The following is a 15150-nucleotide window of genomic DNA, read 5'->3' on the forward strand; positions in this document are numbered from 1 at the left end:
CTTTTTAACCTTAGGTTTTTTGTTGACTGATCGAAGTCGAAGTCAAAACTTAAAAAGGTCTAGTTACGTTTTTAGTTTCAACAATTTCGGAATAAAATATAAAATAAAACAACTCAAAATTCCCCAAATATTAACCCAAAGCAAGCTTGCATATTTTCCTGTTGTAAACATCAGTGCTTCCGGAAAACTATCAAAGACCAGCATAAATCCAAAAATTAAGCCGCAAATAATAGACAAATAGAAGCTGAGTTTTGGCACGTTTAAATTCCAAAAGACAAAGATAGGTGTTAAGCCAATAACCATAGTTCCTGAAATTGTGGTTGCGGATAATATTTCGGCATTAAAAAATACAGGAAGCGTACCTAATATTGCAATAACAGCCATTGAAAGCCGACCAAAAGACAGACTTTTTCCTAATTTTAAATCCACAGCTAATAATTTTGAAAATGATGAAAATGTGGAATCTAAGGTTGATGCTGCTGAGGTAATCATAATAAAATTAATGACTAATAAAATAACGACTCCAAAAGCTTTGCCAACTTCGACGGCTGCTTGGCCTTTAAAACCTTGGGTTTGTGCATAGACACCAATGACACTAAAAAGTACAATACAAATGGCACCTAATAGACTTGCCCAAAGGAAACTTTTACGCGTCACTTTTGGGGAACTTATAAAGGCTCTGTCGGTTAAAACGGGATCATGAAACGGATAACTAAACGATTGAATAATGGCTGCAAAGAACAAATTTAAACCTAATTCAAAGCTCCACGTTCCAGAAGTGATGACGTCATTGGCACTAAAATTTTCAATAGAAAAAATCTGCCATAAAATAACAATCAATAAAACTGAGAATAATACCATCTGAATCACATCTGTAAATATAGAACTACTTAATCCACCTTTAATAGCGTATGCTAAGGTCAAAACCGTAAAGACGCTAATTGCCCAATAGTAATTTGAACTGCCCATTTCGCCAAAGTAACTTCCAATAACCATGGTATTACTCCAAACTTCATTAAAGAGTCGGATGGCAATTAAAATTGAAAAGATAGCCATGGCAGGTTTCCCAAATTTGGAAGTCAGAAAATGGTGAATACTTTTAAATCCACCTTTAGTCCGCATTTTGTAAATAACAAGTCCAGCAACAGCAAACGATACATAATAACCAGCATAAGCAACACCACCAACAATACCAAAATCTAAACCTAGATTGGCAGCATTGGTAATACTCTTTGCAAAAATCCAAGAAATAATAAGACTACCAGTAAGTACCATGGTATTTGGTGCTTTCCGTTTATGGACCGCCTTAAAAAATTCGTCTGTGGTTTTAGCTAATGGTGATAATAGGAACAAGATTAAACTTGAGCCAATTACCAAAACCCATTGCCAAAATTCTATATTCATTTCATCTTAGTTGTTGAGACCTCACAGGTTTTCAAAACCTGAGAGGTCTTTGTTTTAATGTTTTTTTAACCAACCATTTTCTGCAATAGTTTCCTTCCCTCTGGGAAGGCTAGGATGGGCTTTTTTCTATTCATTCCACCAAACCCTTACATTAATACTATTATTATCCGTTGCAGATGCTGCGACACTATAATTTTCAAAATTCAAAGCTTCTTCTTCGGCTGGATAAGGCAATCGTACTGGAATTAAATCAGCATTTAAACTAGCTGAAATGGTGCGCAATTCAGGAAACCCGGTTCTGTTGAATTCCACCCAACCTTCATAACCATTAATCGTATTCGCAATCCATTTTTGTGTTATAATTTGTTGAAGTGGTGTGGTGCCAATGGCATTATATGCTGCATTTCCTGATAAATAATCGGCTGGTAAAGCTGTATTCCAATAGTCAAAAGCGAGTGCCACTCCTGTGTTATAAAGTTGCTGTCCATCTGCATTAATTAAATTCTTTGCAGCTGCTTCGGCTAGCGCAAAATGCACTTCCCAAGCGGTGATAAAATTAGCATCTAACGTTGAGGTATCTTCTCTAAAAGCTTCGCCTGCTAAAGAATAATCAGCTAAGGCAATTGATGTTTGCGAGGCGTCAATACCATTTAAAAGACCATTAAATCCGTTGGCATCTGAATTCGAAAACGGTCTGAAAAATGTAGAAATCCGAGTGTCATTTAAATTAACTAAAATGTCTTCCATGGTTTCTGAAAGCACAAAATTATTGAAATCGCCAATACGTAATTGCGCTAATCTAAAACTATTTGGGTCTGAATTTGTAAAGTTGAAAATGGCATTTTCACTATTGGTTTGCATGTAGTTACCAGCATCAAAAAGCATTTGTAATTCTGCTGAAACATCAATTTTATTAGAAATACGCACCAAATGTTTAATTTTTAGTGAATTTGCAAAACGCACCCAAGCCTCTAAATCTCTATCGAATAAAATATCACCTTCCAAAGGAATGACATCAGAATAGTTTTCAATCGCAGCGATGCCTTTATCTAAATTATCGAGAATCCCATTTTCGTTTAGGTAAATGTCTTCTTGTAAATCGTAAGCAGGTGTTACGGTACCTTCAACACCATTAAAAGCTTCAAAATAAGGGACGTCTCCAAAAAGATCGGTTAATCCTGCAGCCATGTAGGCTTTCATAATTAAAGCAGGCCCTTCATAAACGGCAAAAGTTTCAGTCGTTCTGGCTTGATTCAGAATAATTTCATTATCTCTAAGATTGGTGTAAAATACAGGCCAAGGATTGCCACCTAATTGTGGCGATTTTAAGGCATGCCTGTCAAATAGATTAAAGTCTAAAGCCGTTCTGTGTTGCGCTAGTAAATCGCCAGCCACGAAACCTTCGTAACTCATGTTTTCGCCATAATCGTAAATAACTTGTCGTAATAATAAACTTGGTTGTACAGCACTTGGTGCATTCGGATTGGTGTTAATAGCTTCGAAATCTTTGGTGCAGCTTGTTGAAAATAGCAAGGCTAAAATCGCAAGTGACCAACCTGTAAGGCTTCTAATTTCTATTTGCTTCGGTACTGACAGGTTTTGTCCTATTAGCATGTAGTATCTCATATTTATATTTCTTTTCTAGACCTAGCAGGTTTTAAAAACCTGCTAGGTCTCCTTATGATGTTAAAAATTAAACCCAGCCTTAAAGCCAATACTTCGTGTTGTGGCATAACTCATGTCTTCCACACCACTTATAAAACCATTACCTTGTACTGCCAGTTGTTCTGGATCGAAATGCGGATTTTCAGTAATGGCAAATAAATTATTTCCTATAATAGAAAGGCTTAAATCTGCGCCTTCTTTTAAACCTAAAAACCCATCTTTAATCGTAAAGGTGTAGCCTAGAGAAAACTGACGTAACTTTAAAAAAGACGCATCATAAATATTATTTTCTTCATGGTTTCTGTCGTAAAACTGTCGGTAATAACTTTCTGCTGAAACCGAAACGGTGTTGGGTTGTCCAGTATTTATATTTACTCCTTGTGCAATAATGCCATTTTCTGGTCGGTTGGCAGTTTCGGCTAGTTGACCGCCAACATTTCCTAAAGCACGTGTTCTCGAAACCACTTCTCCGCCTTGTCGCCAATCGAAAAGAAAACTCATATTCCAGCTTTTATAGTTGAAATTATTTGCCCAACCTAAGGTGAAATCTGGATTGAAATTCCCTAATTTTTGCAAATTATTATCGGCTATAAAACGGCCATTATCATCTATTCGAAAATCACCATTTTCGTTACGTTGATAGCCTGTTCCGTAAATGTCACCCACACGACCTCCTTCTTCAACTTGAAACCAAACGGTTTGGTTGGCACTATCGTAAATACGACTGTAAGCGAGCGTCAGCCGACCATCGGCTTGCGGTAAATCTCTAATGACAGAACGGTTGGTGGCGAAATTAAATGTGGTATTCCAATTAAAATGATTGGTTTGTAAAGGTGTGATGCCTAAAACGATTTCAACACCTTGCGTATTCACTTCACCACCATTAACCACTTGCTGATTATAGCCTGAAGATATCGCTACTGGCAATGAAATAATCTGGTCTTCGGTACTATTGTTATAATAGGTAAAATCGAAGCGTAGGCGGTCTTTAAAGAATCGTAAATCGGTTCCGAATTCATAAGACGTGGTGCGTTCGGGTCGTAAATTAGCATTTGGAATAAAATTTTGGTCGCTAAACGTCGGCTGTCCATTAAAAGGGGTTTGGGCTACAAAAGCACTTGAGGTTTGGAAAGCGCCTGTGTCGTTTCCAACTTGTGCCACACTCGCTCTAAGTTTGGCAAAGGATATTATTTCTGGTAATTTGGTACTGTTTGATATAATAAAACTAGACGATACAGAAGGGTAGAAGAAAGACGTGCCACTAACCGAAAAAGGCGTGGCTAAGGCACTAGACCAGTCATTCCGACCTGTAATATCTAAAAATAAATAATCCTTGTAACCTAATTTTACAATACCATAGAATGAATTGATGCGTTTCTGACTTTCAAATTGAAAGACTTCAATGGGTGACGCTGCATTATTTAAATTAAAAATACCAGGCTGTGCTAAATTTACGGTTTGCGACTGCTTGGTCGCTGCATTTTGGTCTAATCTGTTTCCACCTAAAAACACATCTACCGAAAAATCTTCAAATTGATTTGTATAGTTGATTAAAAAATCGGTATTGACTTCTCTAAAGGTGACATCATGTTCCGCATAAGCGCCATTTCTAAAACGGTTACTACTAAAAGCACGACGCAATTGACGTTTTTCAGTACTAAAATCCATACCTGTTCTTAAAGTAAGGCTTAAGTTTTTGGTGACCTGTTGCTTTAAAGATAGGTTTCCAAAAACACGGTCTCTTACAAAGGCGTTGGTGTTTTCATTCAAAATAAAATACGGATTATCAAAAAAGGTATAGTTAAACGAATACTGCTGCGTACCTTCTAAACCTCGTTGCCAATACGATCTTAAATTATTAATATCTAAAGAACGTGGTCCCCAAGCCACTAATGAATAATTCACATTTTCACTGCCATAACCATTAGACGGTCGGTTGTCACTACTAGAATTGATATAGCTAAACGCTGAGTTAATTTCTGTTTTATCTGTAAGTTTAAAATTCAGTTTTGCTGAAATGGTTTGACGGTCTAAATTTACATTCGGAATAATAGACTCGCTGCGTAAATCTGTAAAAGACAAACGGTAATTGCCGCGTTCAAAACCATCAGAGATTGAAATGTTATTAATGGTTGTAATCCCAGTTTCATAAAAGTCCTTTAAGTTATTGGGATTAGACCTAAAAGGGGTTGCTGTAATTGGTAAGTTATCATACAATGCCGTATCACCACCACGAACAAAAGTACCGTTTGCTAAGGCCACAGGACTATCAAACTGCGGAATCAATAAACCAGTATCTAAACGTGGTCCCCAAGAATAGGTAATATTATCGCTTACTCCGCCTCCAAGTCCATCAACAAATTCAAACTGACCAGATTGTCCTTGACCATATTGGTTTTGAAAATCGGGCAATCTAAAAGCCGTATCTACAAATAGAGAAGAATTAAAACTAACGCCTAAGCCTTTTTTATGACTCCCGTTTTTTGTTTCAATAACAATTACTCCATTTGAAGCACGCGTGCCATAAAGTGCGGCAGCACTCGGACCTTTTAAAACCGTAACGGAAGCCACATCGTCTGGATTGACGTCCATGGCGCCATTTCCAAAATCAATTTCTTGAAATCCTGCTGCGGCTTCATTGGTAAAATTGAAAACGGTTTCGTTATTAATTGGTACACCATCGACGACAAATAATGGATTATTGTTTGAAAAAGAGGCTTCTCCTCTAATGGTAATTTTAGAAGACGACCCAACTCCAGTAGCACCTTGCGATATGTTAACGCCTGCCAACTTCCCTTGAAGGTTGTCTAAAAAGTTAACTGTTTTAACTTCGGTTAAGCTTTTAGATTTTATGGATTGTACGGCATAGCCCAATTCTTTGGTATCGCGTTTTAAGCCTAAAGCTGTAATAACAACTTCATCTAAAGCAGCAGAATCTTCAACCAAAGCAATGTTAATAATTGTTTTATTACCAACAGGAATTGTCTGGGTTTTAAAGCCCAAGAATGAAAATATGAGTGTTTCGGAAGCGGCATTTACAACAATGGTATAATTACCTTCTATATCTGTCGTAGTGCCTTTTCCTGTGCTGGTAGAGATATTTACAAAGGGTAAAATTTCATTGGTGTCAGCACTGGTTACAGTACCCGAAACCGTAATTTGAGCATGGCTATAGAAACAAAAACATAGCAACATACAGGTATAAATGTACTTCATAGATCGACCACGAAAGTGGCAATATTTAATAATAGGAATAATGAGGTGTGAAAAATCACAAGAATTCTAAATATGATCTAAACTAGGCGACCCTTTATTTTGCTGAAGTTTGAAGTGGATGCGATTTGAAAACGTCTGAACCGAAGTAGAAATACGATTCTCAATGTTTCGGATGTGAAGGATTATTTTTTTAAGTTGAAACGAAAGCGGTTTGAAATGATTTAGAACTAATTCTATATCCGAATCGTTATCAATATCTGAAAGTGCTTCGAGATAATCTGTTTTGTGGTTGTTAGCTTTTAGGGTTTGCCTGAAAACGTATTGTAATTTTGAAGTTTGCCACGGAAGTGCTTCGAAATGCGGTTTGTTAAAATGTGCTTTTTTTAAACCCATTAAATAAAATCCACCATCGGTTGAAGACCCTAAAACAAAATCAGAAGATTGTAACTGGTTGGCTGCTTTTAAAATATGAGCTGCTTTTAGATGTGGTGTGTCATTTCCAACGGAAATAACTGTGTCGTAACCTTTTTTGTAAATGGCTTCAATGGCGTTTGAAAATCGTTGACCAAACGTTGTGCCTACTTGTTCATTTTCTGAATAGTGGTAATAAGGTAGACCTGTTTTTTCAACCGTTTTTAAGGTTTCAGAATTGAGTAAATCAAAAACAGCAACAGATTGAATTGATTTTGAAAGCAACTCTTTTTCTGCATTATTTGCAAATACTAATATGGCTATTTTACCTTGTTTCATATCGATTATCCGCTGAAGTGGATATTTCGTTTTATTTTTTTAGACCTCACAGGTTTTAAAAACCTGTGAGGTCTTAATAAAATCATCATGTTTTTAAATTATCCTGCAAGGTTTTAAAAACCTTGTAGGTATCAAAATATTGTTAAAACCTACAAGGAATCCTCATTCTTCGGGAATACCTTTTAAGATTAATTTTAGACCTTTCAGGTTTCCATTGTTAACCGTAGCTTTAGCGTAGGTTAAAAACCTGAAAGGTCTTCAGAGATTCCTGCTTTCGCAGGAATTTGGTTAAGCCACAACACCTTGGCAACTACTACCAGCACCAGCCGTACAACCATAACAATGCTGAGAAATGACAATGTTACGTCCTTCTAATAACTCTTGGTTGTATTCTGAAATATGTTTGGCTTTACTATTTACTGGTAATTCTAACATTTGATTAAAATCGCAATCAAACAAATAACCATCCCAACTTACTGAAAGTGTGTTGGTACACATTACGTTTGCCACAGCGGCTGGATTATAAGCTTCAACAAGTTGATACATATAATCTTCATAGTTTTCAGAAGCAATTAAATAATCTAAAAATCGTGCAATTGGTAAATTTGTAATCGCAAATAGATTATGAAACTGAATATTAAAATCTTCGAGCAAGGCTTTTTTGAAATCTTTTTCCATAGACGCTTGGTCGCCAGGTAAAAATGCACCTGATGGATTGTAAACTAGGTCTAGTTTTAAGTCGCTACCTGGCATACCATAACCACGTGCGTTAAGTTCTTGTAAGGCTTTTATAGACATGTCAAAAACACCTTCGCCACGTTGTTTGTCTGTTTTTCCACGCGTCCAGTGTGGCATAGAACTCACCACATGTATGTTGTGTTTTTTAAAGAAATCGGGTAAGTCGTGATACTTTTTGTTAGCACGAATAATGGTAAGGTTAGAGCGTACAATAAAATCTTTAACACCAATTTTTGTAGCTTCCTCTACAAACCATCTAAAAAGTGGATTCATTTCTGGCGCACCACCAGTTAAATCTAAAGTATGTGCTCCAGTAGATTTAATGACATTCAAGATTTGCTGCATGGTTTCTTGTGTCATTATTTCTTTGCGGTCTGGGCCAGCATCAACATGGCAATGCTCACAAACCTGATTGCACATGTAGCCGACATTGACTTGGAGTATTCCGAGCTTCTGTGCTTTTAATGGAAATTGACTTGTTTCAGAAATTTTATCTTTAAACGTCGGTAATTCTCCATTGGCAAAAATACCGTTTGAGAGTATTTCTAGTTGTTTATTGCTTTTTGCTAAATCGCTTCCAAGTTTTTTAAGGGACTTTGTTGCCATTAATTGTATTGTCTTATCTATTTACGATATTTATTTAGTGTTGGTTTTCCCCCTCTGGGGAAATTAAAAGGGGCTTCTTTACCCATCTAACTTATTTACTTTATTCATCATTTGTACTCCATGCACTAAAGTGGCACCACTTTTTATGGCAGCACCAACGTGTATGGCTTCCATCATTTCCTCTTTTGTCACTCCGCGTTGCAACGTATCTTTAGTGTATGCATCGATGCAATAAGGACATTGTTCGGTATGCGCAACAGCCAATGCTATGAGTGATTTTTCGCGAGCTGTGAGCGCTCCTTCTTCAAAAACTTTTCCGTAATAGTCAAAGAATTTAGTTCCTAATTCTTCACTCCATTCTGTTATTTTTCCGAATTTTCTTAAATCAGCGGCATCGTAATATGGCTTTGACATAGTGTAGCAATAGTTTTAATAAAAATTAATTTGTCGAAGATAACTCTTAAAGATTACAGAAAAACAAAAATAATTTTAAAATAAAAACTCAGGTCTAAGTCTGAGTTTTGATCATACTAATATAAAGAAAATTTCACTGAATTTTAATACATTCTTCCGCCAAATGGATTGTTGTTCCTTGCTTCAATCTCAGTTGCATTTAGTTCTGGTAGACCAATAGATCGTCGTTTCTTATTAACCGTATCTTTATTAACTTTTCCAGGGTGATATCCATAGATTGTTTCTCCATTTTCTCTTATGGATTTAAAATCTTCAAACATGGCCCAGAATGAAGGTTCTGCAGTTCCTGCTTTAATTTCATTATTAATCAAAGGTTTAAAATACTTCCATATCCAATTATCTTCACCATAACTTCCACGTTGATGCCATAAGAGAAGATGTGCTTCTTCTTGCCAGCCATGTTTTTTTGTAATAGCAATAAGTTCAACAATGTTTAAACTGTCGGTATGTCGCATAATTTTATTGTTGTACTCGTCATGCTCCTTACTCACCTCTGGCCAAAGTATATTTTTGTGCTTTTTTAGAGCGACCGTATCATTAGCTTTTTGTGCTGCTAAGTAACCATCAAAAGCTTCTTCTTGATCTTTTTTTGAAATCCCTAAATGATAGTCGCTCAGTTTTCTTGTAAATTGATCTCTATTGACTAATTTTTGAATCTTTACATAAGCAGTTAGATTTTTCTTTTTAGCAAAAAATAGATCTGATAAAGCTTCATGATTAACTAAGATGTTATTGGCAGATTTCTGGTAGTTCTCGTTTTTAGAAAAGTTAAGAATCGTTTTTGAAGTTGCATTTTCTTCGGTAATTACGGCTTTAAGCCAATTTTCGCAGGATATATTATTTTTTGTCTCGGCTGCGCAAATAGCGGCAGACAAGTATTCCGAAATGCTATTCAGTTTTTTTATTTTGTAGGCTTTGTTATATAAGTCTAAAGCAGCTTGGTAATCTTTATTCGCCTTTGCTCTGTAAGCCGAAAGTAATAAGTTGTTCTGTTTTTCATAATCGATTTGAGCGTTTAGAATTATACTTAAAAATAGAAATGGAAGTAAAAGAATTGTTTTCATGATAATTAAAGTTTTTGTTACACTGCAAATCTATTCACCACTCTTCTAAATTATGATGAAGTTAAAATGAAGGTTGTATAAGAAAAACTGAAAAAACTTAATGAAAACTGAATTAACCAGGAAGTGGGTATCAATTTTGTAATTTAGTCTATCTAATTATGAAAAAAGGAACGAACATAATTGTTATCATAGGTGCTTTGATGGCATTTGGACTCATCTTTTGGCAAGTTTGGCATTTAAACGAAAATCAAAAATTGAAGTTTGATTTAGATAAAAAAGAGATGTCATCTACGCTATTAGCAAGTGCTATAGAATTTAGAAAAGTCGAAATAAAGCATACGAGTTTATCTCAAAATACGTCGTTAAGCGTGAAGGTTTGGGATTCTATACTAAACAAAAACCTTAGTGATTATAACATAAATTTTAAGTGGTCACTGTTTGATGGTTTAGGTAACCCTTTGAATGAGTTTAGCAGTAAAGCGGAATTTAAAGACAGATTAACTTTTAAAGTCTGTATATCTTGTTTGATAACAATTGATATTCTAGACGAAGATGGTTCTGCTGACAATGACCGAGGATTTGTTCTCAATCAAACACCTGCGCAAATGGTTGAAATGAAAGGGATAAATGAAGTAGACTTGGATTATATCCATTTATTTGTGGAGCCACAAAAGTTTAGTTTTAAGCCATACATTATACCTTCTGTTTTTTTACTAGGACTTTTAGCTACCTTATTAGCATTAGTGAATTTAACCAAAAAGCAACGTAAATTAATTACACAGAAGAACGAATTTGTTAATCATTTATCACATCAGTTTCAAACACCTTTGTCTTCAATAAAATTAAGTGCTAATTTACTAGCGAATGAGGCTTTGGTTGATAAAAGTGAATTGGTTCAAATCATTCAAACCGAAAGTAATAGATTAGAGAATCATATTAAAACGGTGCTGCATTGGGTAAAATCAGATGCAGACCATCTTCATATTACCAAAGAGAAAGTCCGTTTAACAGATCTTATTGAAAATTCATTAAAGCAAATGAAACCTGTTTTTTTAACCCATAATACAAAGGTTAATTTTATACCATCAGAAGAAGAATTAGTGATAGAAGCTGATATAAATCATTTACAATTAATGTTATTTAATATTTGGGAAAACGCTATTAAACATAATGATTCGCCATTAGAATTGACGATTAGAATGTCTAAAGAAAAGGGAGTAATTCAGATTTCTAATGCAGATAATGGTAAAGGAATTTCTAACTTAACCTCAGATATAACATTCAAGGGGCTAGGCTTGGCTTATGTAAAACGCTTAATGCATAAACACAGTGGTGAAATGCTATTAATTTCAACTGAAAAAGGATTAACTCTAAATTTAAATTTTCCGAGCAATGGTTAAAATCTTACTGGTAGAAGATGATAAAAGCTTTGGCTATGTTTTAAGTGAATATATGAAACTTAAAAATTATAAGGTCGTTTGGAAAGAATCTGTTTCACAAGCTATTGATGTGCTTTCTAATACCAAGTTCGATATGGCGATTTTAGATATTAATTTAAAACAATCATCAGGATTTGAAATCGCGAAAATGATTAGAGGTGAAGTTCCTAATTTACCGTTTGTGTTTTTAACAGCTCGCGATCTAAAAATAGATCAACTAAAAGGCTATCAGTTTGGCGCAGAAGAATATATAACCAAGCCAATAGATGAAGAGGTTTTAATGGCTAAAATTGAAGCCATTCTTACGAGAAGTAGTTCCAAGAATTCTGAGGAAAAAGAATTGATTTATAAAGACGTAGCATTAGATGCTAAAAAACGCGAACTAACCTCGAATGGGATAACACATAATTTAACCGAACGTGAAAATTTGCTAATGCGATATCTAATTTTAGAGCCTCAAGAATTAGTAAGCCGAAAATTAATTCTTCAAAATTTATGGGATAGCGAAGATGAATTTTCTCGGAACTCAATGGATGTTTACATTTCTCGCTTGAGAAAGCTGTTGTCAAAAAGTAGTGTGGTGATTAGAAATGTGCATGGCAAAGGATTTATCTTAGAATAGCTTGTGTATTAATTTATATTTTCTTTTAGTTCAAAGACTAGAGAATAGCTATTCATCCGTTAAAAAACCTTATTTTTAAATCCACTTTTTACAGGGCATGAAGAATTGGATTGAACGTTTATCAGAATTTAAGTTGAAGCAGCAACCCGTTGCGCTAGTGACTGTGACGAAATGTTATGGCTCAACACCTTGCGTTTTGGGTTCGCGTATGATTATAACTGAAGACAAGGAGGTTTTTGGAACCATTGGTGGCGGAAAATTAGAATTCTTAGCCATAGACCAAGCTATCAAAGCACTACATGAAAATAGAATTATTGAATCTGGCTACACCTTAGGGCCAGAGTTTGAGCAATGTTGTGGTGGTAAAGTAGAATTTATAATAGAGCCTATGAATCAAACACCAGAATTATTTTTATTTGGAGCAGGACACATTGGACAAGAAATTGCTAATCTGTTGATAGGTACACCTTTTAAGGTTAATCTTATCGATTCAAGAACGGATTGGTTTTCTGAAAAAGAATTAGATCCGAGTATCAATCCATGTGAGGTGAGTGAGATAGATTTTAAAACCTTTAGAGATGTCGTAAAATGGGGAAAAAGTTGTTATGTTTTAGTTCTTACCCATAATCATGCTATAGATTTTGACATCATAGCAATGGCATTACAAAACGAAACTAAATTTCTAGGATTAATTGGAAGCAAAACCAAAAAAGCACGTTTTAATAATATGCTCATAAAAGAGATGAAGATTGAAGATGGCATGAAGAATGTCGTCTGTCCAATAGGATTACCGATTGGTGGCGATACGCCAAAAGAAATTGCGATTAGTGTTGTGGCACAATTACTTCAAGTGCATTATGGTACTAATAATAAATAACACTATGTCATTCAGAGCGAAGCGAAGAATCTCTTCATGAAAAACAACAAATCCATCATAGATAAATTAACAGCCCTTTGGGCGCTGAATGAATCTGGTTTAGGTGGATTTCTTCATGTATTTAATACTCCTTTTACAGGATTGATTGTTGGCGGAATCGCTATTTTATTAATAAGCCTTGTCGCTTATTATGCCGAAAATAAATGGCAAGCTATTTTTAAAGCCTTGGTTATTGTATTGATTATTAAAATGGCAGTAAGTCCGTATTCGCCTTTTGGTGCTTATGTTGCGGTAAGTTTTCAAGCGCTTTTTGGTGCACTATTATTTTCTAAGTTTTCATGGAAAGGAGCAACCTTAATGGTTCTGGGAATAGTGACATTTTTAGAATCGGCTCTTCAGAAATTATTAATATTGACTATTGTTTATGGCACGGAACTTTGGGAAGCGATAAACCTTTATGGAATTTGGGTTCAGAAAAAGATGAATTTTGTTTCAGAATCATCAACAACGGCAGTTTTGGTAACCGTTTATTTAGTAGTTTATGGAATTGCTGGTTTATTGGCAGGATTATTTATTAGAAGCATCATTAAAATAATTTCAGAACGAAAAGAAACTGTGTTTTATATCGAATCTGATGAAGTTTTAGTAACAGGTAAAAAATCAAAAACCTCATTTAAAACTAAAATCATTTGGGTCTGGTTAACTACAGTAGCCATTATTGTATTGGCATTTTCATTTTTCGGTGGTGACTTATTCGGTTGGCAAAAAGCCATTTATATTTTATTGCGAAGCTTTCTAATATTAATGCTTTGGTACTTAGTTATAGGGCCATTTTTATTGAAATTGATTCGAACATATTTAAACAGAAAGGAATCGCAATACAAAGAAGATATTACCAATGCCATGGATTTGTTTCCCTACTTTAGGAAGATTTTATCACATACATGGAAAGAAACAAAACACTTAAAAGGCTATACACGTTTCAAATACTTTATGGCAAATAGCATTTCTAATTGTATTCATTTTAAAATAACTTCTGAATGATTTATATTTTAAAAGGCGAGATACGCTCGGGTAAAACAACAGCTCTAAAAACTTGGGTTAACACTTCGACTGCGCTCAGTGGGACAAACCGAACTGATGTCGATGGCTTCCTTTGTCCAGATGGTGAAGACGGAAAACGTTATTTTCTTAATGTGAAATCGAAAGCCGAATTTGAACTCGAAGTTGAAGCTTCAAACGACCCAATAGTTGAAATTGGAAAGTTTAAGTTTTTGAAGTCTGCTTTTGACAAGGCTAATTCGTATTTAGTTTCGATTCCAGCGGAACCTTTCTGCAGGTATATCGTTTTGGATGAAGTAGGACGGTTAGAATTAAAAGGGGAAGGTTTGCATGATGCCACTAAAGTCTTGATTCCGAAATTAATGAAGGATGAACATCAGCATGTGATTGTAGTGGTTAGAGATTATTTGTTTGAAGATGTTTTGGGATTTTATTCGATTTCTGAATATTCAGTTTTGAGTAAGGAGGATTTGTCTTTACTAGCATAGATAGCAGGTTTTTCAAACCTAGCAGGTCTGGTAATTTAAACTTTGATTTTTTCGTTTGTTATCCTGCAAGGTTTTAAAAACCTTGTAGGTTTAAATTATTATCAATAAAACGTTTAAGTTATAGTTAGTTTTTAGTCAACTTTTCATACCCACAAGGTTAAAATAAAACCTTGCAGGAAAGTACGAGCGTATTTTTGTTTCTATTAATGAGATTCCTTTTTTCAAAGGAATTTGATTAACTAAAAAGTGTGTCACTCAACGCATAATAAATCGCCATAATTGCAGAAAAAATGGCAGACCCAAGAAAACGCCATTTCAATTTAAATTGATTTTGAATAATATAATTCGCAATAAACGAAATAGGAATATTAACTAAAAACGACCAAAAGGCAATCTCTAAAAGGTGAAACCCAATAGCTTCAAACTGACCAGAAAATATTTTTATAAAAAGTAAATGTCTGGCAATCCATAAGGGATTGAAATACAATATAGCAAGAAGCGTTTTGCTTAAAGTTGCCTTAATGCCTTTTAAATATTGGGTTTTTTTTACAATCCAATCAAAGTAATTGGGGATTTCAAAAGCGTAAAACGTTGCTCCAACTAAAACCATTCCTAGTAATCGCATCCAAGAAAATTCATCTAATAAAAGTGCAGCAATAGTATCACCAGCACTGTAGATTAGTGCGCCTTTAATGATGTTTTGTTTTTTGTAGTATAGTTTGATGACTACTATTTATTGGTTATC

Annotated in this window: 13 protein-coding genes; 5 read left to right on the forward strand and 8 right to left on the reverse strand. The window is 34.9% G+C overall.

Features of this window, described 5'->3' with window-relative positions:
- Positions 1-63: 63 nt before the first annotated feature.
- The 7 genes from AB8B52_RS02010 to AB8B52_RS02040 all read right to left on the reverse strand — a co-directional run bounded on the left by AB8B52_RS02010 (position 64) and on the right by AB8B52_RS02040 (position 9917).
- Entirely contained in the window at positions 64-1404 is a 1341-nt protein-coding gene (locus AB8B52_RS02010; RefSeq protein WP_406024722.1) for a sodium:solute symporter family transporter, read from the reverse strand.
- Positions 1405-1530: 126 nt separating this feature from the next.
- Positions 1531-3030 (reverse strand): SusD/RagB family nutrient-binding outer membrane lipoprotein, encoded by a 1500-nt coding sequence (locus AB8B52_RS02015; RefSeq protein ID WP_406024724.1) that lies wholly within the window; start codon positions 3028-3030, stop codon positions 1531-1533.
- A 60-nt stretch (positions 3031-3090) separates the two neighbouring features.
- Positions 3091-6285, reverse strand: a complete 3195-nt coding sequence (locus tag AB8B52_RS02020; RefSeq protein ID WP_406024726.1) for a SusC/RagA family TonB-linked outer membrane protein — start codon at positions 6283-6285, stop codon at positions 3091-3093.
- A 66-nt stretch (positions 6286-6351) separates the two neighbouring features.
- Entirely contained in the window at positions 6352-7035 is a 684-nt protein-coding gene (locus AB8B52_RS02025) for a DUF2064 domain-containing protein (protein WP_406024728.1), read from the reverse strand.
- A gap of 288 nt (positions 7036-7323) precedes the next feature.
- A complete protein-coding gene (arsS, locus tag AB8B52_RS02030; protein ID WP_406024730.1) occupies positions 7324-8379 on the reverse strand; it encodes an arsenosugar biosynthesis radical SAM (seleno)protein ArsS in 1056 nt (351 codons plus the stop codon).
- Positions 8380-8457: 78 nt separating this feature from the next.
- Positions 8458-8793: an arsenosugar biosynthesis-associated peroxidase-like protein gene (locus AB8B52_RS02035; protein WP_406024732.1), complete on the reverse strand. Its 336-nt coding sequence runs from the start codon at positions 8791-8793 to the stop codon at positions 8458-8460.
- A gap of 143 nt (positions 8794-8936) precedes the next feature.
- The gene (locus AB8B52_RS02040; RefSeq protein ID WP_406024734.1) at positions 8937-9917 is read right to left on the reverse strand and encodes a hypothetical protein; all 981 of its coding nucleotides are present in this window, start codon (positions 9915-9917) and stop codon (positions 8937-8939) included.
- 158 nt (positions 9918-10075) lie between these two features.
- Here AB8B52_RS02040 and AB8B52_RS02045 point away from each other — a divergent pair, with 158 nt between their 5' ends.
- The 5 genes from AB8B52_RS02045 (at position 10076) to AB8B52_RS02065 (ending at position 14405) form a co-directional block, all read left to right on the forward strand.
- Positions 10076-11317, forward strand: coding sequence for a sensor histidine kinase (locus AB8B52_RS02045; RefSeq protein WP_406024735.1), 1242 nt, complete (start codon positions 10076-10078; stop codon positions 11315-11317).
- A complete protein-coding gene (locus AB8B52_RS02050) occupies positions 11310-11978 on the forward strand; it encodes a response regulator transcription factor (RefSeq protein ID WP_406024737.1) in 669 nt (222 codons plus the stop codon). Before AB8B52_RS02045 ends, AB8B52_RS02050 begins: the two co-directional genes overlap by 8 nt.
- Positions 11979-12075: 97 nt before the next feature.
- A complete protein-coding gene (xdhC, locus tag AB8B52_RS02055; protein ID WP_406024739.1) occupies positions 12076-12855 on the forward strand; it encodes a xanthine dehydrogenase accessory protein XdhC in 780 nt (259 codons plus the stop codon).
- A 36-nt stretch (positions 12856-12891) separates the two neighbouring features.
- Positions 12892-13899: a hypothetical protein gene (locus AB8B52_RS02060; protein WP_406024741.1), complete on the forward strand. Its 1008-nt coding sequence runs from the start codon at positions 12892-12894 to the stop codon at positions 13897-13899.
- A complete protein-coding gene (locus AB8B52_RS02065; protein ID WP_406024743.1) occupies positions 13896-14405 on the forward strand; it encodes a nucleoside-triphosphatase in 510 nt (169 codons plus the stop codon). Before AB8B52_RS02060 ends, AB8B52_RS02065 begins: the two co-directional genes overlap by 4 nt.
- Positions 14406-14640: 235 nt before the next feature.
- On the opposite strand, the gene AB8B52_RS02070 is transcribed toward AB8B52_RS02065, so the two are convergent.
- Positions 14641-15030 carry a hypothetical protein gene (locus tag AB8B52_RS02070; RefSeq protein ID WP_406024745.1) on the reverse strand — a complete coding sequence of 130 codons (390 nt, stop codon included), beginning with the start codon at positions 15028-15030 and terminating at the stop codon, positions 14641-14643.
- Positions 15031-15150: the final 120 nt, after the last annotated feature.

This window comes from Winogradskyella sp., from assembly GCF_045105575.1.
Classification (GTDB): domain Bacteria; phylum Bacteroidota; class Bacteroidia; order Flavobacteriales; family Flavobacteriaceae; genus Winogradskyella.